Raw genomic sequence first — 19,479 nt, 5'->3', positions numbered from 1 at the left:
CATTGAAACAATAGCCCGTTTGACTTTCAAAAGCATAGAGAGGATGGTAGCCTGTAGCACGGTAATGGGCATTGTAATCCGAACCTTCTTGCTTCCCATAAGTTGTAAAATGAGTTGAATCGACATCTATGATAAGATTATCCAACTGATGAAATTGTAAAAAGAGTTGGATTAGTTCAAAATTAAGCTGTCTTAAAGCCTCAACAGTTTCTTCTGTTGCACGTGAAAAGAAACGCGACAGGGTTGATTGAGAGGCTACTTGTTTCGACTCTAGTAGCTGATGGAAATAAGCATCATCTTTCAATTCTTGACAGGCATAGTCTGTATCATGACCCGCTAGAATTTGAAAAATGAGTTGGATAACAATCATTGTGTCTGAGTAAAGAGGGGAATGGCGTTGATCATTAGTGACTAAATATTTGGAAATTAACTCAGCCAGCTTCAAGACCTCAAACAATTCTTTAAAGAGAATCAGTCCGCCATAATTCGTAAGATTTCCTCCCTCAAAAGAAAAATTCTTGTTTTTAGCATTATTATTTGATAGACTGAACATGTGGATTTCCTTTCTTTTTGTTGTTCTATGCACTTATATCATAAAGGGGAAATCCTTTTTTGTCTAGTTGAATGTTTCACCCAATGGGTGAAAAGCAGAACCTTCCAGAAACCCTGTGATCAATACGGTTTCTGGAAGGTTTTTAAGTTAGGTATGAATAATTTGGGGTCTATTTTCTTATTCTGTTGGACCCTCTTATTAATCCTACCAGGTTTGATTAAGTCCTATTCCTATTCCATGACCAACTATATTATTGAAGATTTGGTCGCCCAAGGTAAAGACATCGAACCAACTGAAGCCATCACCAAATCACGGATTCTGATGGATGGCCATAAACTAGACCTCTTTCTATTAGACCTTAGTTTTATTGGCTGGGTTCTCCTTTCCATCCTAACTTTTGGAATCGGTAGCCTCTGGCTATCCCCTTATATTTACACAACCCGTGCAGCCTTTTACCGTGAATTGGCTGCGGCTAACCCTGAAGTTTTAGGGCTATAACAAAAAGCAAGGAATCAATCCTTGCTTTTTGTTAGTCTTCTAGTTTGCATTTTGTACAAGGCAGCGAGTTGTAGACAATCCTCAAGTATGGCAAGACGAGCTAACACAGTAATAAAAGATAACCTAACGGAGTATGTTATTCAATCAGACCATCACGGTCATAGTAAATTCCTTGTGGATCAATTCCCTTGGTTTTGAGTAATTCTGTCACGGTCACAAACTCGTAGCCTTCTTCCTTGAGGTAGTCAATAACTGCCGGTACAGCATCAATCGTCTCTTTGTGGATATCGTGCATAAGGACAATACCACCAGGTCGTGCATAGGTCTTCACTTGGTCTAGAATTATTTCTGGATTGTGATTCTGCCAATCTAAGGTATCGACCGACCACAAAATCGTTGGTAAACCTGCATACAGTTGAGTCTGAGCTGTATAATTTCCGAACGGCGGACGGAAGAGTTTAGAATCAATACCAGTCGCCCTCTTGATTTCACTTTGCGTCTCGCGAATCTCAGCCAAGGCTCCATCAGTTGTCATGAGCTGTAGATTCGGATGGTTGAAGGTATGGTTGGCCACTTCTGACCCTTGTTTATTCATGCGGCGCAGAATCGTTTCATTGCCTGCCACATTCCGTCCTAAAACAAAGAAGGTTGCAGGAACTTTTTCCTTGTCTAAAATATCTAGCAGCTTCGGTGTTAGCTGGGTATCTGGACCATCATCAAAAGTGAGAGCGATGACCTTCTTGGTCGAAGGAGCCATGTAAGCCTGGTAGGACTCTGCATCCGCTCCTTTGAGCAAGTCTGGATTGATGACATCAAACAAAATGGTTAAAGGCACCGCGACTTGCTTGACCTCTCCGACTGCTTGAGGGAGTTGAATCCAGAAGCTCTTTTTATCATAGTAGAAATCCCAATCTGCTAAGTCTGTGTATTGCAAACTCTCGATCACTTCTGCCACACGATTGGCATTTAAATTCTGAGATAAAAGGTTGGCCTTCATCATATCCAGCATTTTGGAGTGGGCTGCTTCCGGATCCTGAAAGAGCTGATCCAAGCGAAGCTGTTCCCCTTCATCTGTATAGTAGTAAGAAGCGAGAGTTGTCTCTTTCTCAGTTCCTACATAGGTTGGGGAAACAGGATACTCCTTTTTCACCAGCTTAACCTGCTGGGTATTGGCAAAAGCCCCTTCTTCTTTATCCACTAAATAAAAAATTAAGGCATTCAAATCCTTGTCTTCCCCTTCAGGATTCAAGGTCTGCGTATCAGCTAAGATCAGGTCCTGAATTTGCTGGTTGGTACTGGCTTCCAAATTACTAGGATAGTAAGCCACCACCTCGGCTTGACCAATCCGACCGTATTGCTTGGCACTCTTGGATTCCTTGGCCAGGGCCGCATTCTCCTGCTTGAGTTGCTCAATCTTGGAACTGGCCTGCCAGCGATCAAACTGTTCGGGAACCATCGGCAACAGCAATAAAGCCGCCACTAGCATTCCCAAAAATATCACAAACAACAACCAATTTTTCGGACTAATCTTCTTCACAAACCGAACCCTCTCTCCTAGTTTCACAACCTCTATTGTACGATAGATAGAGGGAATATTCAAATGATTCTACTGCATCACATAAAGAAATTGAAAATTGGTTTTTTCTTGAAGATTTTCTAGAAAAGCTTTAAGATTACGAATGAAGAGTTAAGAGAGAAAAAATTACACTTTTGTTCTGACATTTAAATCAATCCTCTCACTCTTACTATCGACACTTTTCGATTCACTATATCTAATGGAGGTTATATCTATGCTAACAAAACTCAATTCACGTACGCTTACAAATATATCTGGAGGAAACTCTGGGACTTGTAAATTTATAATGGAAGGAGCAAATGGTTATTCCTGTCGCTATCCAAATGGTAAATGGGATTATATAGTCACGAAAGGGATTTTTGAGGCAACCACCAATACAATCACAACTGGTTGGGCAAAATCACTCGGACAAGGCTATTACCTTCCAGGATATAGAGGGTAGAGAATGAAAATAAACTTTGAAAACATCCACAACCAAATCTACAATCTCATCCTTGATCCGAAGATAACTGAATCTGAACGAAACATTTTACTGCACTTTAAAAATCTATTTTCTGAAAAAAATGATGAAAAACGATTTCTGATGGAATTAGCAGAATCTCTTCGGCAATTATCTGTTGAAAACATTCAGCACCAAAAAACTCTTAGTCCACCAGTCGCAGCGCTCTACAAAGAGATTTCCAGCGTTGGTTTTTTCGAAGAAAATCTGGGAAGAGGCTTAATTGCGGCTAGCGGATTGTGGTTAAAGTGAGGCTGTCTTCCTACTGTATTTTTAACTATGGTTAAAGACCAGTCCTATGCATAAAAAACATCCTATCAGTTGAACTGACGGGATGTTTTCATGATTTATGGTTGGATAGCCACCCGTAACTTATAGTCAATGAAAATCAATCTTAAACTAGGAAGTGAGCCGCAGACAGTCTACTGTCTGACTTGACAACAGTTAAATTTGATTTTCAATGAGTATTACATAAAGGCAGGTTTAGGACCATTAGTTCCTGGTTTGTTTAGACCAATATTTTGACGGCTGTATTTCTCAGGATTTTTTGCCAAATCAAGCGCAGCTGCAGCTACACTGCGGCGAGAAATCTCAGTCCCTTTAAAGGGCTCATCCCGCAAGGTTACCTCGTAGTCCACTTCCGCTTGGTTGGTCAACCAAGCAGGTCTGAAAATGGTGTAATCCAAGTCTGAAGCCTCAATAATCTCTGCCGCAGCCTGATAAGGTGGCAAATAAGCACCAATTGCCTGATTGTTCCAAGCCCCAAAATCACCAGGCACTTCATCAAGAATCCCAAGCGTTGTGACAAAGCTCATGCGCGCCACACCTGCTTCTTTCATCGCAGTAACCAAGGCATTTGCATGTGCTTCCATATCTCCTGCAAGGCTAGCGAAAACAAATTCCACTCCTTCCAGAGCCGGTACTAAATCCTCAACACTGTCGGCACTACCTTCAAAGATATGCACACGGTCACTCGGTAACGTCACATGGGATAATTTTTCCTGATTCCGTAGAAAAAGATTCAAATCCCAATCTGTTTCACTTAGAATTAAGTCAATCGCTTCCAAGCCAATGCGACTAGAAGCACCGATCATTGCAAATTTCATGATTCCTCCAAGATTGCAAGAGAAACCCTTGGATAAATCCAAAGGGTTTCTTCTAACGTCATTTTTTATTTTTGAGTGACGAATAATTGTAGCGAACTAGGTTCGCTTAATCCTATTGCTAAATCCCACAACTCTTGCAGGACTTATTCCACTGGACCTTCCTCGCTCTCTAATTTTTAAGCTCGGGATAAAAAGGTCCACTGGACCTCCTCGCTCTCTAATTTTTAAGCTCGGGATAAAAAGGTCCACTGGACCTCCTCGCTCTCTAATTTTTAAGCTCGGGATAAAAAGGTCCACTGGACCTTTTTATTTACCTAGTTTCGCTTTAGCAGCGTCTGCCAAGGCTGTGAAGGCTGCTGCATCGTTCACAGCAAGGTCCGCAAGCATTTTACGGTTTACTTCGATTTCAGCCAATTTCAAACCATGCATCATTTGTGAGTATGAAAGTCCGTTCATACGAGCTGCCGCATTGATACGTGTAATCCATAGTTTACGGAAGTCACGTTTCTTTTGACGACGGTCACGGTATGCATAGTAGTAAGAGTTCATCACTTGTTCTTTCGCTGTGCGGAACAAGATATGTTTAGCTCCATAGTAACCCTTAGCGAGTTTTAGAATACGTTTACGACGTTTGCGTGATACAACGCCACCTTTAACACGTGCCATTTAGTTTTCCTCCAGATTCTAGTTATACGAGTGTGTCTTATTTAAGACCTGTAAGCATTGATTTAATACGTTTGAAGTCTCCTGCAGAAACCATAGAAGCTTTGCGAAGGTGACGACGTTGTTTTTTAGTTTTTCCGTGGAAACGGTGTGAAGTGTAAGCACGGAAGCGTTTAAGTCCGCCTGAACCAGTACGTTTGAAACGTTTAGCAGATGCGCGGTGTGTTTTTTGTTTTGGCATGATTTCTCCTCTTTTCTAATGATCAGACTTTATTTTTTGTCTGGAATTGGTGCCAATTGCATGAACATTTGACGTCCATCCATTTTCGCTCTTTGCTCGATAATGGAAACATCTTGTGTTGCCTGAGCAAAATCAGCGAGAACCTTAGCTCCAATTTCTTTGTGGGTGATCATCCGACCTTTGAATCGAATGGACACTTTGACTTTATTTCCCTTTTCAAGGAATTTGCGTGCATTCCGAAGTTTTGTCTCGAAGTCACCTTTGTCGATGGTTGGACTTAGACGAACTTCTTTGACGGTCACAACGCTTTGTTTCTTCCGTTGTTCCTTTTGCTTTTTCTGGTACTCAAATTTGAACTTACCGTAGTCCATAATTTTAGCAACCGGTGGTTTTGCTTGGGGTTGGATAAGAACCAAATCAACATTGGCATCATCCGCGATGGCTTGAGCTTCACTCAATGGTTTGATTCCAAGCTGCTCCCCTTCAAGACCAATCAAGCGAACTTCACGCACACGAATTTCATCATTGATGAATAAGTCTTGTTTTGCTATGGTGTTCACCTCTTTTTTTTATTTCGAGAAAAACAAGAGTGGGTCTGCTAACGCACACCCACTCACACGAATAGAATCCTTGACAGGACTTGAATCGTAGAGCCAGACAACGTTAGTCGCAAGGCGAGAAGCTCTCACTTCTGCTTTTCTCATGTAAACCATTGTACCACATCAGAACTCTCTGTCAAGTATTATTTTTTATTTTTTCAATTTTAGATTCAACAAAAGCGACAACCCCATCAATGGATACTCCTGTGGTATCAAAATGGATAGCATCTGCTGCCGGTTTCAAGGGGGAAACTTCCCGGTGACTGTCTTTATAGTCTCTTTCAGCAATCTCTGCCTTTAAGACCTCCAGATCGGTTTCGATGCCTCGGGTCAAATTCTCTTTGTAGCGGCGCTCTGCTCGTTCCTCCACAGAAGCGACTAAGAAAATCTTGATTTGGGCATTCGGTAAAACGGTGGTTCCGATATCCCGACCGTCCATCACAATCTCTCCCGCTTGGGCCAGAGCTTGTTGTTGTTGGACTAATTTTTCCCGAACCTCCGGCAAGGCAGCGACTGTCGATACAGCCTGAGTAACATCGGGTTGGCGAATAGCATCTGTGATCTCAACATCTCCAACATAGACCCATTGTTCGCCGCCCGTATTGCGTCCGAATGAGATTGGGGCAGCATCCAAGGCGGCTACAATTCCAGCAGCATCTTCCAAATCCAGTCCTTCCTGAAGGGCCAGATAGGTTGCTGCCCGATACATAGCTCCTGTATCCAAATACGTATAGCCATGTTTTTTGGCTAGAAGTTTGGCAACGGTGCTTTTTCCACTAGATGCTGGGCCGTCAATGGCAATTTGTAATGCTTGCATGATGACTCCTACTCAATTCGTACTTCATCACCAGGATTAGCATACCAAGATCCGGTACTCATATTTCCTGGGTTCAAAGCTTCCAGTTCCGCAATGGAAATTCCTGCACGCGCCGCAATGGCTGCTTCTCCCTCACCCGCTTGAACAGTAATGGTCGCTCCTCCAGTGGTATTCCGACGGCTGGAACTAGTTGTAGTCTCTTCATCTTCACTAGCCGCTTCCTCATCCGTTGACTCAGCAGTAGTCTCTGTTGAAGAAGCTGCGTTGCCAGCAGATACCTCAGAACTATAGAAGCCTTGTACAGCTTCTTGTTGATTGCTACCGCCAACGGATAGGAAAATCAAAACTCCAGAAATAATAATGACTACAATTGCTGTTGCAGACACTGCCCACACCAACCACGAATTGAGTTTATCATCTGAAATTTCACTTTTACGTTTTCTACTCAAAACAATCTACCTCTTCTTCTTGTTTTTTAGCCCTATTCTCTATACAATAGAACTATGAAAGTTACACTTATACCTGAACGCTGCATCGCATGCGGCCTTTGCCAAACTTACTCCGATGTTTTTGACTACCATGACAATGGTATCGTTAAATTCTACCAAACAGACGAACTTAGTCTAGATCTAGACTCTGACCCAGGCCTAATCCAGGCTATTAAAGAATGCCCAACAAAGGCCATCGAACACTAACCCTTGTCCTGGTAATAGACCTCATAATAATCCAAGTGGATGAGATGGTCTGTTAGAACGACCTCCCCCCTGAAATGAGGGTTCAACGCCAAGGCATTAACAAAATACTTCTTGGGCCATTTTCGCATATAATAGGTCAAGCCTTTTTCTTGGCCAAATAAATAAAGGGTAATAGAGGTTTTGGTCACCTCTATTTTTTGTATCTGGTCAATAGCTAATCTAGAAGGATGGAAGGGGTTAGCGGAGATAATCCGTAACGTTCCTGAGTCATAGATGGTAAAATACCGGTGAAATCCAATGCCCATTAAAATCATAAACAGTACAAAGGACGACAAAACCACCATTGGAATCCGTGAACTTTCATACATCAAAGCCAAACCCAAAAAAATAGGAACTAAAGAGAGTGACCAATAGATAATCAGGATGGATAGTTGGGGCTGCCAATGGTAGCGTACTTGACCAAAAATTTTTATCATGGTCCACCTCCTCCTTACTAGTTTAGCATAAATGCTAGAAAATGGGGAGACCTTGCTAGGAATTCCCGATAGGAATCACTTGAATCTCCTTTCCTCCCAAAAGAATCAGATACGATTGAATCTTGTTGATTCCATGAGCTTGTTTCAGAGCTTGGGCATACAAGGCCATCTGACCACGGTAACGATCGACAAGTCGAGCTGGATTCCGATAACGGTCTGTTTTGTAGTCAAATAAAATAATTTCATCTTCAAACAAGAGATACCCATCTAAAATCCCCCGAACTACAAATTCCTCACCACTAGCTGGATCTTTCTGCAACATGGCAAAAGGGGCTTCCCTGTGGAGTCGAGAAGGGTTGGCTAAAAAGAGTTGCCCCAGTTCTGTTTGGAAAAAGTCCATAACCTTATTCAAGGGCAAAGCCTTAGCCAAAGCTGGCTCCAATTTCATCTGAGCCAGACGCTCCTCCAGAACCTCTTGATCCACTCTTCCTTGGGATAAATCTAAACCTTGCATAAAGGCATGGAGGCTCGACCCAATCTGACTCGCTTTAATGGCTGACTTCTTCCGACCAAGTTCTGGCAAAGGAAAGTCCAGAGGCATAGCCTGTGCCGGCTCCATATAAGCCACACCTTCTTGATCAAAGACTGGTTGATAAAGATCCTTAACCTGACTAGGAGTTCGCACGGTTGGTAACTGGATAGCTGCCTGGTAGAGACTATTCAGACGATCTACATTCTCAATAATCTCCAAAGCACGGGTCAAATCCTCTGACTGGCGGTTGGCTGTTAGGTCATCCGGATCCACGGGTAGAGTCGGAACTGTCTCTTGTGGCTCTTGTAAGTTCAGATCCTCCTGTCCTAGGAAGGTTACAGCCATTTCCTGTTTAAAGCTAGGAAAGGCAGACGCAACCGCCAAGACCCAATCTTGAAAATTCTTATAGCTCAGACGGTCATTGGCTGCTAAAAACTGACTTGGACCGATTCCTGGGTAAGCATCTTCCAACTTACTCCGCTTCCCTCTTCCAATCAAAAAGAGTTGCTTCTCGGCCCGGGTCATGGCTACATATAAAAGTCGCATTTCTTCTGACAGAGTCTGCCGTCGTTTCTCCTGTCGAATTCGCTGATAATTCAAAGAAGGAAGAGACAGACGAACGGATTGCAGATGGTTGGGCTTATCATTGGGAGTCTCCAGCACCTTGACAGACTGAATCCCAATTCCCAAATCCCGACTCAGGAGCATCCGTCCCTTAGAATCCTCGCTATTAAAATCCTTGTCTAAATTGTAGATAAAGACATAAGGGAACTCCAACCCCTTACTCTTATGGATTGTCAGGATTTGAACTGCATCCTCGTCCACTTCCGTGACCACATCCGCCAAGTCCTTGTCCGCCGCAAGGATTTTTTCAATGCGGTCGATAAAGCGAGCTAAGCCCTTATAGCCACCTTGCTCGAATTGCCGAGCCCGCAAGGCTAAGGAATAAAGATTGGCTTGCCGCTTGGCCCCATCCGGCAAAGCTCCAACATAATCATAGTAGTGTCGCTGATTGTAAATTTTCCAAATCAAGTCATAGAGACTATGCAATTTCGCATAATCCCGCCAGAAATTCAGATACTCCAAGAAAAGACTGATTTTCTCCTGAAGGGCCGTCTCCATTAAGTCTGGCGCAGCCCCTGTACCTGCATGGGCTTTTTTCATTTTTTCAAAAAAGGAAAGAGAAACTTCCTGCTCTTGCAAGGCTATGCGGGCCAATTGATCCTCATCAAAACCGAACATGGGCGATTTAAGGAGAGCCAAGAGGGCATAATCCTGCAAGGGATTGTGCAGAGTCCGCAAGGTATCCAACATGACCATCACCTCAACGGCTTGGAGGTAGGAACCCTGACCCTGATCCTCAAGGTGGGGAATCTGCCATTGCTGGAAGAGGTCCACCAAGGTCTTATTGCGGGTTCGACTTTCAACCAAGACACACATGTCTTTATAAGGAACACCGGAATTGTGAAGATCCTGAATCTGAGAAAGCAAGACATGGCCTTCATTTAAAATGCCTTCGCTTTCTTGATCAAAGATCAAACACTGGGCTTGAGCTTGCAAATCCGCTTGCTTCTGACCAGCACTTCCGGCAACCAAATAATGAACCTGATTGTAGTCAATTTCCCCAACTTCCTCGTCCATCAGGTGTTTGAAAAGACCATTGGTCGCTTGTAAAATAGACTCTTGGCTCCGGAAGTTCTCCTTGAGCAAAATCAACTGTCCAGCCTGAGGATTGTCTTGGTACAACTTAAACTTCTGGTTAAAAATTTCAGGTTCAGCCTGGCGAAAACGGTAAATGGACTGTTTAATATCCCCCACCATAAAACGGTTGTGACCACTAGAGATGAGTTCCAACACTTCCTCTTGTAGGGAGTTGGTATCCTGGTACTCGTCAATCATAATTTCATGATAGGTCGCCACTAACTCCTCACGTAAATCTGGAAATTCCCGCAAAAGCTGCAGCACTAGGTGACTGACATCACTAAAGGTAAAGGCATTTTCGGCCAATTTAGCCTGGTGGAGGGCCTGATAATAATCCCTCACAAAGCGCTTAAGAGCATCAAGTATCTCAACGACGTTTGCTTCTTGTTCCAAGATAAAGGGTAGGGATTGCAGCCCTTGAACTTGGTCCACAATGGTCTTGAGAAAATCGTATTTCACCCCAGCCACAGTAATCACCCCTGTTTTGGGAAGGAGAGATAAAATCTGGCTAAGCTCCTCTTCCAGTTCTGCCCATGATAGTGTCGAATCCAGACCTTGAGCCAAGGCGCGCAATTCTTCCATCATCTGTTCATGTTTGAGAAAGGCAGCCGTTTTCTTGCCATTCTTTTTGAACATTTTATAATCCGGATCTTGTGTGAGGTCGTAGATTTGATCAGCAGCCGTCCAACAGTCAGCCGCCAAGCTTGGATATAACTCCCGTGAGATTTGCCGTAAATCCTGACTTTCCTGAGGATTTACCGCCAGTTCTAACCATTCCAGCGGTTGGGGCAAGGCATCCATAAACTCAGCCAGGTCATAAACTACCCTACGGAAACCGGAGATATCCTTGGCTTGGCCCGTGAAATTAGTAACCAGATTGTAAAAGTCCTCTTCTCCTGAACCAGAACTATAGCGTTCAAAGACTTGCGCAAAGACCTCCTTCTGAAATTGGAGCAGTTCACTAGGGTCGGAGAGAATCCGAAAATTAGGACTGACACTCAGGCGGTAGCCCTCTCTTGAAAGCAGCTTCTGGTTAAAGGCATCCATAGTGCCAATATCGCTGTGAGGCAAGAGTTGTCGCTGACGCAGTAAGTGCTCCCGTAAAACAGGACTTAAGTTCTGGTCCGATAATTTTTCCGTTAACTTGGCTTGAAGCCGTTCCTTGAGTTCGCCAGCAGCTTTTACCGTAAAGGTCGATACAAACAGCTGATCAATCCCAATACCACGGCTAAGCTGATCCATGATCCTCTCAACCATCACAAAGGTCTTACCAGACCCTGCCGAAGCCGAAACCAAGATATTTTGGCCAGAGCTATAAATGGCTAAAATCTGTTCAGGAGTCCGTTTGCGGTCGGTTTGCAGCTGTGCCTCTTTTTCTTGCAAGAGGCGAATCTCTTCTGTCTTTAAAAACGGTACAGGTTTCATCTTATTCCTCCTCCTGCATTTGCATATCCAATTCTTGACGAATTTTTGCCAGCCAGTCCTCCTTGTTGGCGCCCCCTTCTAACTGGTCCAGAATTCGTAAGTTCTGGTAATGATAGGGTGTTTCAAACTGAGTAATGGCCTTGTACTGGTCGACATAAGCGCGCACCGATTGACCATCTTCACTAATGGGGTGGACAGGAAATTGCCCTTGCCGGATGGCTTGACCAGCCTTTTGGAAGAGCAGACGATTATAGGCTAGGAGCAGAGCCAGTTCTTCTTCCTCTAAGGTAAAGTCCTTGCGACCGCTTTTCAGCAAATATTGATCCGTCAACCGATCTTTCTCCTTGCTCAAGAAGAGGCCCTTGTAGGTAAATTCTTTCATGGCTTGAGCTAGATACTGACCGGATTCTTCTTGTTTTTTAAAGGAAATCAAAGGATTGTTGAGATGGAAATACATGGCTCCAAAAACCTGATCCTTGGACAGGTAATCGAGGTAGGTCACCAGCTGAGAGTTCAGACCATTGTAAAAATCTTGATAAGAAAAGCTCTGATTCGCTGACTTGTAGTCTACCACCCCTTTAATCGAGGTTCCTTGAAGCTGGTCAATGCGATCGATAACCCCGCTCACATAGAGCTTGTCTTGAGGTGATAGGAGGTAGTGGAAATATAGCTCTTCCTCCAGAGTTTCCGTGACAGGTGCTTCCAAAGTTTTGGCCGATGTCCGAACAATATCCAACAAAATTCGTTGAGAAAAACGACTTTCACCGTCCAAACCATACCGGTAGCGCACATAGGCTTCTTGATTCACTGTTTCAATCGCTCTTTGTAAGGCTTGTGCCGGTTCTCCATCAGATAAATACTCAAAATATTCCTCAAAAATTTGGTGCATGTACTGGCCATGAATCCGTGCATCTGGGTGAATACTGCCTTCTTCTCGTAACCGAAGCACATGTTTGAGGTAGTAGGAATAAGGATTCTTGTAATAGTCAGTCAAGCTGGAAACAGACAACTTGAGACCTTGATCTTGTGGATAGAGTCGAGCCAAGGTCTCCTCCTGTAAGGGACGACTCTGAACCTGGTAGGTCAAACCAGGCAGACTGAATCCTTCTTGAGCCAAATGACGACGCAGGTGTCGAATCATGGCCTTCCAATAGGATTCTTCCTCCGCCTTCCACTCCACCTGAATGCCTTCCTGATAAAGATCCACTACTTGGGACAGGAGTCCTTGATAGGAACCGATATCATCCGGAGTTCGACCTTGCTCGTGTGACTCTGTCCACTGAATGCCAAATTTCCCTAGGACTTGCAGGTAAGGAGAGGGCCGCTTTTCACTATTATCAATCTGACCTGGACAAGTTAGATACAGGGCTTCCTCTGCCGCATTTAAGAGAGACAGGGCGGTAAAATGATTCTTAGGCCCATTTTCTCGCCAAGGAATCATCAACGCTTGCCCTTGATCCACATGTTGATTGAGTTTTTCCTTTTCTTCAATGGTCAGAAGCCCTATTTCTCCCCCTTCTTTAGGGAAGAAATCCTCCGCTAAGCCGATGGCAAAGACCTGCTTGGCCACCAACGGCTGGACCAAATCATAAGACTGAACCTGAACCACATCAACCGTAGCTGGCACCGTCCGATAACTGGCCAACTGGATCCCAGCCCGCCATAGTTCCAAGAATTCTGCTACTGTCAGTGGGGTATCTCCCACCAACTGATCCATTTGTGCAAACAAGTCCGTAAAGACTTTCCAGACCTCAGCCTGCTGCTCCTGCTCCCGCAAGTCCAAGCTCTGACTTAACCGGGCCAGATTGGCTGGCAAAGCGATTTCCTCTAACAGAGTTCGAAATTTCTTGAGGAGACTTGCCCCTTTTTGTTTTTTGGCTTTGACAAAAGGAAGAAGGGGCGTTAGAATCGCATCACGGATGTTGTTAAGCCTGTCCAAATTGTAGCGATCTCCGTCATTGGAGGTAAAGGTCCGCTGCAAGACCTTCAAACCATTGGTGTCACTAAAACGCAGATAGGATTCCAACTGGTCCAAATCTTCAGTCTCTAAACTTCCATATAGGCCTGTCTGCAACAGATTGGTCAAATCCTCTCGACGAAAATGCCGACGAACCAAACTTTCCAGGGACTCCACAAAGTGAATGAGAGGATGGTCAGACATGGCTTCCCGGCGACCGATATAGAAGGGGATTTGATAGCGATCAAAAATAGTCGCTACCTGCGGAGCATAGGTCTCCACATCCCCCAAGAGCAAGCGGATTTCCTTATAACGGTAACCATCTGCTAGGAGACGGCGAATCTGCCGTGCCACCCATTCGACTTCCGCTTGTGGATTTCCCCATTTATGTAAGAAAAGAGGGACCTCTAGCGGAGGCAGGTCCTGTTTAGGACCAAATTCATAAAAAATTTCTAGCCTATCCGTTAGTTCTTGAAAGGCATCTTGAACTCCAGCAGAACCTTCCACAATCTGAGCCTGAAAATCCCTCCCTAGATCTTGAAGAAATTCCACACTGGCTTGATAGAGATTTCCTTCAAGGTACTGCTGCTTCCGTGCACGTCCGCTGGCATAAGTCCCAACGACAATGGGACAACCCTTGCGATGCAAGAGCCCCAATAGGTGCTTTTCCTCAGCAGAAAAACGGGTGAAACCATCAATAACCAGGGCTACCTTGTCCAAACTTGAATCCAAACGGCCAGATTCTAGCTTACTGATGAAATCGGACAAGGCCGTTGCAGGCAGATAGCCTTCAGTAACCATACTTTCATCTAACGCTTGAAAAATCAGCTGCAAATCATGGGCTTTTGCCGGATTGTCCAAATAGTTCAAATCCTCCAGACTCATCCGGGCTTCCTGCAATTCTTTATACAGCTTGGCAACTTCCTGCACAAATCCTGGATCCTTCCGAATCCGTCCATAAGCTCGATACTGGTCTAAGGGCAAAGTCTGTAATACCCGATAAATCAGTAATTGCAGTCCCAAATCATCCAAGCGCTGGACTTCCGTCTCCTGATCCAGCAGCAAGTAGCGGGTCATTTGTTGGAAACGGGTCACCGTAATGCCAAAAGAAGCCTTTTTGGGCAGACATGCCAAAACCTGTCTTTCTTTTTCGAAAGACAGGGAGTTGGGAGCAATGTAAAAGACACGGTAACCTTTGGATTCCAGGTCCAAAGCTTCCTGAACCAAATCCTTAACCAGATTGGCCCGGATTGAAGTGTAAATTACTTTCATGTTTAACCTTCCATTAGAGGAGATTGGAGATAGCGGAAAATCAAATCAAAGGTGGCCGTCAACGAATCGACATGGGTGCGTTCATAAGAATGGCTCGACTCGATCCCCGGACCGATTAAAGCGTGGCGCACTTCCCAACCAGCCCTCATAGCTGCCGAAGCATCACTGCCATAGAAGGGATAAATATCAATTCTGTAGGGAATATCAAATTCCTGAGCCAGGGCTTCTAGCTGGCGACGGAAGCCATAATGATAGGGACCTGTTGCATCCTTGCTACAAATGGAAACTGTGTATTCATCCGTGGCTTGGTCATCACCCATGGCTCCCATATCCACAGCTAGATATTCCACTACCTGGTCTGGGATGGACGAATTAGCTCCATGACCGACCTCTTCAAAGGTTGAGAACATAAAGTGGGTGGTTACTGGAAGCTGAATTCCTTCAGATTGAATCTGTTCCAAGAGCGCTAACAAAATCGCAACACTGGCCTTGTCATCCAAAAAACGACTCTTGACAAAACCTGTCTCCGTCACTTGAGTCCGTGGATCAAAGGAAACAAAATCGCCAATCTGAATCCCCAAAGCTTGAGTCTCTTCTGCCTTGGTCACCTTGGCATCCAAGCGAACTTCCATATTATCTTGGCTCCGCTCAAGAGTCCCTGCATCCTTATAGACATGGGTAGAGGTTTGGTGTAGCAGAATTGTGCCTGAAACCGTCGACCCATCCGCCAAATGTACCAGACAGTTCTCCCCTTCAATCATATTCCAGGGGAAGCCACCAACCCGGTCCAACTTCAAACGACCATCCGGTTTAACGGCCCGAACCATCGCCCCTAAGGTATCCACATGGGCTGTCAAAAGACGAGCAGGCCCTTCCTCTTTTCCCTTCAAAGTTACTAAGACATTCCCTTTGGGGCTGACTTGAGGTTGCAAACCCAGGTTTTCCAAAGTCTCCACCAAATAGGTCACTACATCCTGGGTAAAACCAGTTGGGGAAGGAATAGCGAGTAAGTTTTTAAGATAGGCTACAATTTTCATCATTTTCTCCTTTGTAAAAAGCGGGTGGGCTTATGCCCACCCCACTCTTCCTTGGTTATTCATACTCTTTGAAAATCAAATTGAACCGTTGTCAGGTCAGACAGTCTAGGAGACTGTCTGAGATTCTAGTTGAAGAAACGAAGTTTTTGTCAACTTTGCCGTACTTATTTGAAACTTTCTTCGAAAGTATTATCAGCAAGCTCACTTCCTAGTTTAATTTTTGATTTTCATTGATTATCATACTCATTAAATTTTAAAATCTGACTTTGTCATGCCTCCTTGATGAACCTATTGATTACGTATGCTCAGGACTTATCCATAAAATTCAACAGGTTCCCAAACCTGTTGAACTATCATCGCTCTTCCTTATCATTTTTTTAAATTTTTTCGAGTATCCTAGTTTTGAGATTCATTGGTTATTCGTCATCCATGGATAGAACACTCAAGAAGGCTTCTTGAGGGACTTCAACTGATCCGATGGCTTTCATCCGTTTTTTACCAGCTTTTTGTTTTTCTAAGAGTTTGCGTTTCCGAGAAACATCACCGCCATAACACTTGGCCAAGACGTTTTTCCGAAGGGCCTTTATATCAGTACGGGCCACGATTTTATGGCCAATCGCCGCTTGAATTGGAACTTCAAACTGCTGGCGAGGAATGATTTTCTTGAGCTTCTCAACAATGACTTTTCCACGTTCATAGGCAAATTCCTTGTGGACAATAAAGCTAAGGGCATCAACCTTATCGCCATTGAGAAGAATATCCATTTTCACCAATTGAGATTTCCGATACTCCGAAATTTCATAATCGAAGCTAGCATAACCACGCGTCGATGATTTCAATTTATCAAAGAAATCAAAAACAATCTCAGCTAGCGGAATTTGGTAAATGACATTAACACGATTCTCATCGATGTAATCCATGGTCACAAAATCTCCCCGCTTACGTTGAGCCAACTCCATCACAGCCCCAACAAATTCTTGCGGAACCATAATTTGCGCCTTCACATACGGCTCTTCAATCGAATCGATTTTAGTTGGATCTGGGAACTCACTTGGATTGGAGACATCGATCACTTCGCCATCTGTTAGGTTAACCTGATAGATAACCGATGGCGCTGTCATGATCAAATCAATGTTAAACTCCCGCTCCAAACGCTCTTGAATAACGTCCATATGGAGCAGCCCCAGGAACCCACAGCGGAATCCAAAGCCCAAGGCCTGTGATGTTTCTGGTTCAAATTGAAGAGAGGCATCATTCAGTTGCAATTTCTCTAGTGCTTCACGCAAATCGTTGTATTTGTTAGACTCGATTGGGTAAAGACCCGCAAAGACCATGGGATTCATCTGCTTGTAACCATCCAAAGGCGCATCCGCTGGATTCGAAGCCAAGGTCACAGTATCCCCGACACGGGTATCCTGAACAGTCTTAATAGACGCAGCAATGTAACCAACATCCCCTGTTGCCAAGTAATCTCGCCCCACCGCTTTTGGCGTGAAGATTCCAACTTCGGTCACATCGAAAGTCTTACCATTACTCATCAATTGAATCTTATCCCCAGGCTTGACCACACCGTCCATAACCCGAACTTGAAGAATAACCCCACGGTAAGCATCATAAACAGAGTCAAAAATTAAGGCTTTTAGCGGAGCTTCCACATCACCCGCTGGTGCTGGCACCTTCTCCACAATCTGTTCTAGAATTTCTTCAATACCAATACCTGCTTTAGCAGAAGCCAAAACCGCTTCAGAGGCATCTAAGCCAATAACATCCTCAACCTCGGTCCGCACGCGCTCAGGATCAGCAGCCGGCAAATCGATTTTATTAATGACCGGTAAAATTTCCAAATCATTGTCTAAAGCCAGGTACACATTGGCCAAGGTTTGCGCCTCAATCCCTTGAGCCGCATCCACCACTAAAATAGCTCCCTCACAAGCCGCCAAAGAACGGGAAACTTCATAAGTGAAGTCCACATGCCCCGGAGTGTCAATCAGGTGAAAAATGTAAGTCTCGCCATCTTTAGCTGTGTAATTCAATTCAATAGCATTAAGCTTGATGGTGATCCCCCGCTCACGCTCCAAATCCATACTATCTAGAAGCTGCGCCTGCATCTCCCGACTAGAAACCGTCTCCGTTGCCTCCAAAATCCGGTCCGCCAACGTCGACTTCCCATGGTCAATATGGGCAATAATAGAGAAATTTCGAATCTTCTCCTGCCTTGCCTTTAATTCCTCAAAATTCATAAACACAATCTCTTTCTTTTCAGATCTAAGCTCCTACCATTATAACAAGAACCCCCTCGCTTTTCAACGAGGGGCAAGGCTTTCGCTTCTGTTATATCGAAAAAATTAATAAAAAAACAGTCCCTTAACAAAACTGTTTAAAGGACCTGCAGGGACTTCAACATCATTCTGAAAAAATAACACAGAACCGATAATTCTTTGCCTTTCCCAGAACTATCTGCCATACTTGTTATGAGAGAGATTGAGTTCCAGCTCAACCTCAAGTAGACCGTTTCACTAACTATTGTTGATGGTTGGTATACCAACTCATCAACAAACGTCAAATTCTATCTTGAATTTGACTAAGTTATGCACTTGTTCAAATTTTAAAAGAGCATCGTTTCAAAATTTGAACTGCGTCTGGGACGAATATAAGACGACAATTAGCCGCTAGTCACTCTGTCAAGTTCTTAGCGGTTGATTGTCATTTTTTGTTCATGCGATGAATGCAACGGACAATAAATGTCAAAAGTGCCAGGAGTCAATCCCGAACTGAAGCATAAGCCCACTGGCTGCTTCAACACTCATAGCATCTCTCTTTCTAGGTGGTTTCTGCATACGCATTACCTCCAAAATAAGATTTCCGCCCCGCTTTGTAACTTTCTACCCTTCTAGTATACTCCTCGGGATCTCTATCTAAGATTTATCGGTTTTTATTTCTGCTTAATCGAGAAAATTATTTACGAACGTTTTTCCGACACTCTATAAATAAATTCAAGTTCAGAAAAAGGACTGTTAGAAAAGAAACCTATAACTCGTTCAATCTAGCTTTCATTGCTGGTAAGTTCAACACGTTTTAATCCACTAAAAAATACACAAGCCTTTTGTATCTCAAGAGTTCTAGCTACTCTTCTTGATTATTTATATTTGTTATTTCTAAAAAGAACAACCATACAGAAATTAGTTGCAAATGTTACACAAATGGAGTACAATTTGACTTAGGAGGTGATTTCTATGGCAAAAACTGCAAATATTAATCTAAGAATTGAACCTACTTTGAAAAAAGAGGCTGAAGAACTCTTTGGAAGTTTTGGCATCTCTGTTACAGATGCGATTAATATTTTCCTTAATACTGCAATTATGCAAGGTGGATTTCCATTTCAAATTCGGCAACCTAGGTATAATAAACCGACAGAATTAGCAATAGAGGAAGCCCGACGTATTATTGCTGGTGACCTTCCTAGTCAATCTTATTCGAATTTTTCAAATTTTCTGAATGACTTGAATGAGGAATAGCTCATGTTAGAGCTCAGAACCACTAACCAATTCCGAAAGGATATTAGACGAATCCAAAAACGTGGAGGTAATTTACTTAAATTGGAAGCTGTTTTAAGTAAACTCCAGCAAGAAATAGAACTAGATAAAAAATATCTCGACCATCCTCTAAAGGGAAATTATCAGGGTTTTAGAGAATGTCATATTGAACCCGATTGGCTCCTCATCTATGCAATTGATAAAGGACACCTCATTTTAACTGCAACACGAACAGGTAGCCATTCCGATTTATTTTGATTTCGAAAAAACACTTCAAGGCTTTGTGCGCTTGAAGTGTT

19 protein-coding genes and 1 other annotated feature are annotated in these 19,479 nt (G+C 43.7%); of the genes, 6 read left to right on the top strand and 13 right to left on the bottom strand.

Annotation, left to right across the window (positions count from 1 at the left end; translation table 11 throughout):
- On the bottom strand, nt 1–553 hold a 553-nt coding region (locus tag JEQ21_RS03170; protein WP_199363878.1), incomplete at its 3' end, for a transposase.
- Between the two features lie 153 nt (nt 554–706).
- Between JEQ21_RS03170 and JEQ21_RS03165 the strand changes: the two genes are divergently transcribed.
- Entirely contained in the window at nt 707–1,051 is a 345-nt protein-coding gene (locus JEQ21_RS03165) for a DUF975 family protein (protein ID WP_199363924.1), read from the top strand.
- Nucleotides 1,052–1,187: 136 nt separating this feature from the next.
- Here the strand turns inward: JEQ21_RS03165 and JEQ21_RS03160 are convergent, their stop codons facing one another.
- A complete protein-coding gene (locus JEQ21_RS03160) occupies nt 1,188–2,588 on the bottom strand; it encodes a polysaccharide deacetylase family protein (RefSeq protein WP_199363923.1) in 1,401 nt (466 codons plus the stop codon).
- A gap of 253 nt (nt 2,589–2,841) precedes the next feature.
- Here JEQ21_RS03160 and JEQ21_RS03155 point away from each other — a divergent pair, with 253 nt between their 5' ends.
- Both JEQ21_RS03155 and JEQ21_RS03150 read left to right on the top strand, forming a co-directional pair.
- Entirely contained in the window at nt 2,842–3,069 is a 228-nt protein-coding gene (locus tag JEQ21_RS03155; protein ID WP_199363922.1) for a garvicin Q family class II bacteriocin, read from the top strand.
- 3 nt (nt 3,070–3,072) lie between these two features.
- Complete coding sequence (locus JEQ21_RS03150; RefSeq protein WP_196092057.1) at nt 3,073–3,378, top strand: bacteriocin immunity protein; 306 nt, start codon at nt 3,073–3,075, stop codon at nt 3,376–3,378.
- A 215-nt stretch (nt 3,379–3,593) separates the two neighbouring features.
- Here JEQ21_RS03150 and JEQ21_RS03145 read toward each other — a convergent pair whose 3' ends face one another.
- The 6 genes from JEQ21_RS03145 to JEQ21_RS03120 all read right to left on the bottom strand — a co-directional run bounded on the left by JEQ21_RS03145 (nt 3,594) and on the right by JEQ21_RS03120 (nt 7,001).
- Nucleotides 3,594–4,232: an NAD(P)H-binding protein gene (locus tag JEQ21_RS03145; RefSeq protein ID WP_233340720.1), complete on the bottom strand. Its 639-nt coding sequence runs from the start codon at nt 4,230–4,232 to the stop codon at nt 3,594–3,596.
- Nucleotides 4,233–4,538: 306 nt separating this feature from the next.
- Nucleotides 4,539–4,898 (bottom strand): 50S ribosomal protein L20, encoded by a 360-nt coding sequence (gene rplT, locus JEQ21_RS03140; RefSeq protein ID WP_135037785.1) that lies wholly within the window; start codon nt 4,896–4,898, stop codon nt 4,539–4,541.
- A 37-nt stretch (nt 4,899–4,935) separates the two neighbouring features.
- Nucleotides 4,936–5,136 carry a 50S ribosomal protein L35 gene (gene rpmI / locus JEQ21_RS03135; RefSeq protein ID WP_135037788.1) on the bottom strand — a complete coding sequence of 67 codons (201 nt, stop codon included), beginning with the start codon at nt 5,134–5,136 and terminating at the stop codon, nt 4,936–4,938.
- A 29-nt stretch (nt 5,137–5,165) separates the two neighbouring features.
- Nucleotides 5,166–5,696, bottom strand: a complete 531-nt coding sequence (gene infC, locus JEQ21_RS03130) for a translation initiation factor IF-3 (RefSeq protein ID WP_135037791.1) — start codon at nt 5,694–5,696, stop codon at nt 5,166–5,168.
- Nucleotides 5,697–5,711: 15 nt separating this feature from the next.
- Nucleotides 5,712–5,839: a sequence feature (ribosomal protein L20 leader region), on the bottom strand.
- A 32-nt stretch (nt 5,840–5,871) separates the two neighbouring features.
- Nucleotides 5,872–6,552 (bottom strand): (d)CMP kinase, encoded by a 681-nt coding sequence (gene cmk / locus JEQ21_RS03125; RefSeq protein ID WP_199363921.1) that lies wholly within the window; start codon nt 6,550–6,552, stop codon nt 5,872–5,874.
- A gap of 8 nt (nt 6,553–6,560) precedes the next feature.
- Entirely contained in the window at nt 6,561–7,001 is a 441-nt protein-coding gene (locus tag JEQ21_RS03120) for an SAG1386/EF1546 family surface-associated protein (RefSeq protein WP_210766477.1), read from the bottom strand.
- Nucleotides 7,002–7,055: 54 nt separating this feature from the next.
- On the opposite strand from JEQ21_RS03120, the gene JEQ21_RS03115 reads away from it, so the two are divergent.
- Nucleotides 7,056–7,247, top strand: coding sequence for a ferredoxin (locus JEQ21_RS03115; RefSeq protein WP_196092241.1), 192 nt, complete (start codon nt 7,056–7,058; stop codon nt 7,245–7,247).
- Here the strand turns inward: JEQ21_RS03115 and JEQ21_RS03110 are convergent.
- The 5 genes from JEQ21_RS03110 to lepA form a co-directional block, all read right to left on the bottom strand.
- On the bottom strand, nt 7,244–7,723 hold the full coding sequence (locus tag JEQ21_RS03110) for an EbsA family protein (RefSeq protein ID WP_196092240.1): 480 nt from the start codon (nt 7,721–7,723) through the stop codon (nt 7,244–7,246). The genes JEQ21_RS03115 and JEQ21_RS03110 overlap by 4 nt on opposite strands.
- Before the next feature lie 55 nt (nt 7,724–7,778).
- The gene (gene addA / locus JEQ21_RS03105; RefSeq protein ID WP_199363920.1) at nt 7,779–11,381 is read right to left on the bottom strand and encodes a helicase-exonuclease AddAB subunit AddA; all 3,603 of its coding nucleotides are present in this window, start codon (nt 11,379–11,381) and stop codon (nt 7,779–7,781) included.
- Between the two features lies 1 nt (nt 11,382).
- The gene (gene rexB, locus JEQ21_RS03100; RefSeq protein WP_199363919.1) at nt 11,383–14,610 is read right to left on the bottom strand and encodes an ATP-dependent nuclease subunit B; all 3,228 of its coding nucleotides are present in this window, start codon (nt 14,608–14,610) and stop codon (nt 11,383–11,385) included.
- 2 nt (nt 14,611–14,612) lie between these two features.
- On the bottom strand, nt 14,613–15,650 hold the full coding sequence (locus JEQ21_RS03095; RefSeq protein WP_199363918.1) for a M42 family metallopeptidase: 1,038 nt from the start codon (nt 15,648–15,650) through the stop codon (nt 14,613–14,615).
- Between the two features lie 413 nt (nt 15,651–16,063).
- Nucleotides 16,064–17,887 carry a translation elongation factor 4 gene (lepA, locus tag JEQ21_RS03090; RefSeq protein WP_199363917.1) on the bottom strand — a complete coding sequence of 608 codons (1,824 nt, stop codon included), beginning with the start codon at nt 17,885–17,887 and terminating at the stop codon, nt 16,064–16,066.
- A gap of 993 nt (nt 17,888–18,880) precedes the next feature.
- Here lepA and JEQ21_RS03085 point away from each other — a divergent pair.
- Nucleotides 18,881–19,162 (top strand): type II toxin-antitoxin system RelB/DinJ family antitoxin, encoded by a 282-nt coding sequence (locus JEQ21_RS03085; protein WP_199363916.1) that lies wholly within the window; start codon nt 18,881–18,883, stop codon nt 19,160–19,162.
- Between the two features lie 3 nt (nt 19,163–19,165).
- Nucleotides 19,166–19,438 carry a type II toxin-antitoxin system YafQ family toxin gene (locus JEQ21_RS03080; protein WP_199363915.1) on the top strand — a complete coding sequence of 91 codons (273 nt, stop codon included), beginning with the start codon at nt 19,166–19,168 and terminating at the stop codon, nt 19,436–19,438.
- Nucleotides 19,439–19,479 lie beyond the last annotated feature (41 nt).

It is taken from the genome of Streptococcus sp. 121 (assembly GCF_016458205.1).
GTDB lineage: Bacteria > Bacillota > Bacilli > Lactobacillales > Streptococcaceae > Streptococcus.
The sequence above is the reverse complement of the archived record's forward strand: the minus strand, read 5'-3'. Positions and strand labels throughout refer to the sequence as shown.

Coding starts and splice junctions, on each gene's coding strand:
- JEQ21_RS03165 (WP_199363924.1), top strand. CDS start 707: ATGAATAATTTGGGGTCTATTTTCTTATTCTGTTGGACCCTCTTATTA.
- JEQ21_RS03155 (WP_199363922.1), top strand. CDS start 2,842: ATGCTAACAAAACTCAATTCACGTACGCTTACAAATATATCTGGAGGA.
- JEQ21_RS03150 (WP_196092057.1), top strand. CDS start 3,073: ATGAAAATAAACTTTGAAAACATCCACAACCAAATCTACAATCTCATC.
- JEQ21_RS03145 (WP_233340720.1), bottom strand. CDS start 4,232: ATGAAATTTGCAATGATCGGTGCTTCTAGTCGCATTGGCTTGGAAGCG.
- rplT (WP_135037785.1), bottom strand. CDS start 4,898: ATGGCACGTGTTAAAGGTGGCGTTGTATCACGCAAACGTCGTAAACGT.
- rpmI (WP_135037788.1), bottom strand. CDS start 5,136: ATGCCAAAACAAAAAACACACCGCGCATCTGCTAAACGTTTCAAACGT.
- cmk (WP_199363921.1), bottom strand. CDS start 6,552: ATGCAAGCATTACAAATTGCCATTGACGGCCCAGCATCTAGTGGAAAA.
- JEQ21_RS03115 (WP_196092241.1), top strand. CDS start 7,056: ATGAAAGTTACACTTATACCTGAACGCTGCATCGCATGCGGCCTTTGC.
- JEQ21_RS03110 (WP_196092240.1), bottom strand. CDS start 7,723: ATGATAAAAATTTTTGGTCAAGTACGCTACCATTGGCAGCCCCAACTA.
- addA (WP_199363920.1), bottom strand. CDS start 11,381: ATGAAACCTGTACCGTTTTTAAAGACAGAAGAGATTCGCCTCTTGCAA.
- rexB (WP_199363919.1), bottom strand. CDS start 14,610: ATGAAAGTAATTTACACTTCAATCCGGGCCAATCTGGTTAAGGATTTG.
- JEQ21_RS03095 (WP_199363918.1), bottom strand. CDS start 15,650: ATGATGAAAATTGTAGCCTATCTTAAAAACTTACTCGCTATTCCTTCC.
- lepA (WP_199363917.1), bottom strand. CDS start 17,887: ATGAATTTTGAGGAATTAAAGGCAAGGCAGGAGAAGATTCGAAATTTC.
- JEQ21_RS03085 (WP_199363916.1), top strand. CDS start 18,881: ATGGCAAAAACTGCAAATATTAATCTAAGAATTGAACCTACTTTGAAA.
- JEQ21_RS03080 (WP_199363915.1), top strand. CDS start 19,166: ATGTTAGAGCTCAGAACCACTAACCAATTCCGAAAGGATATTAGACGA.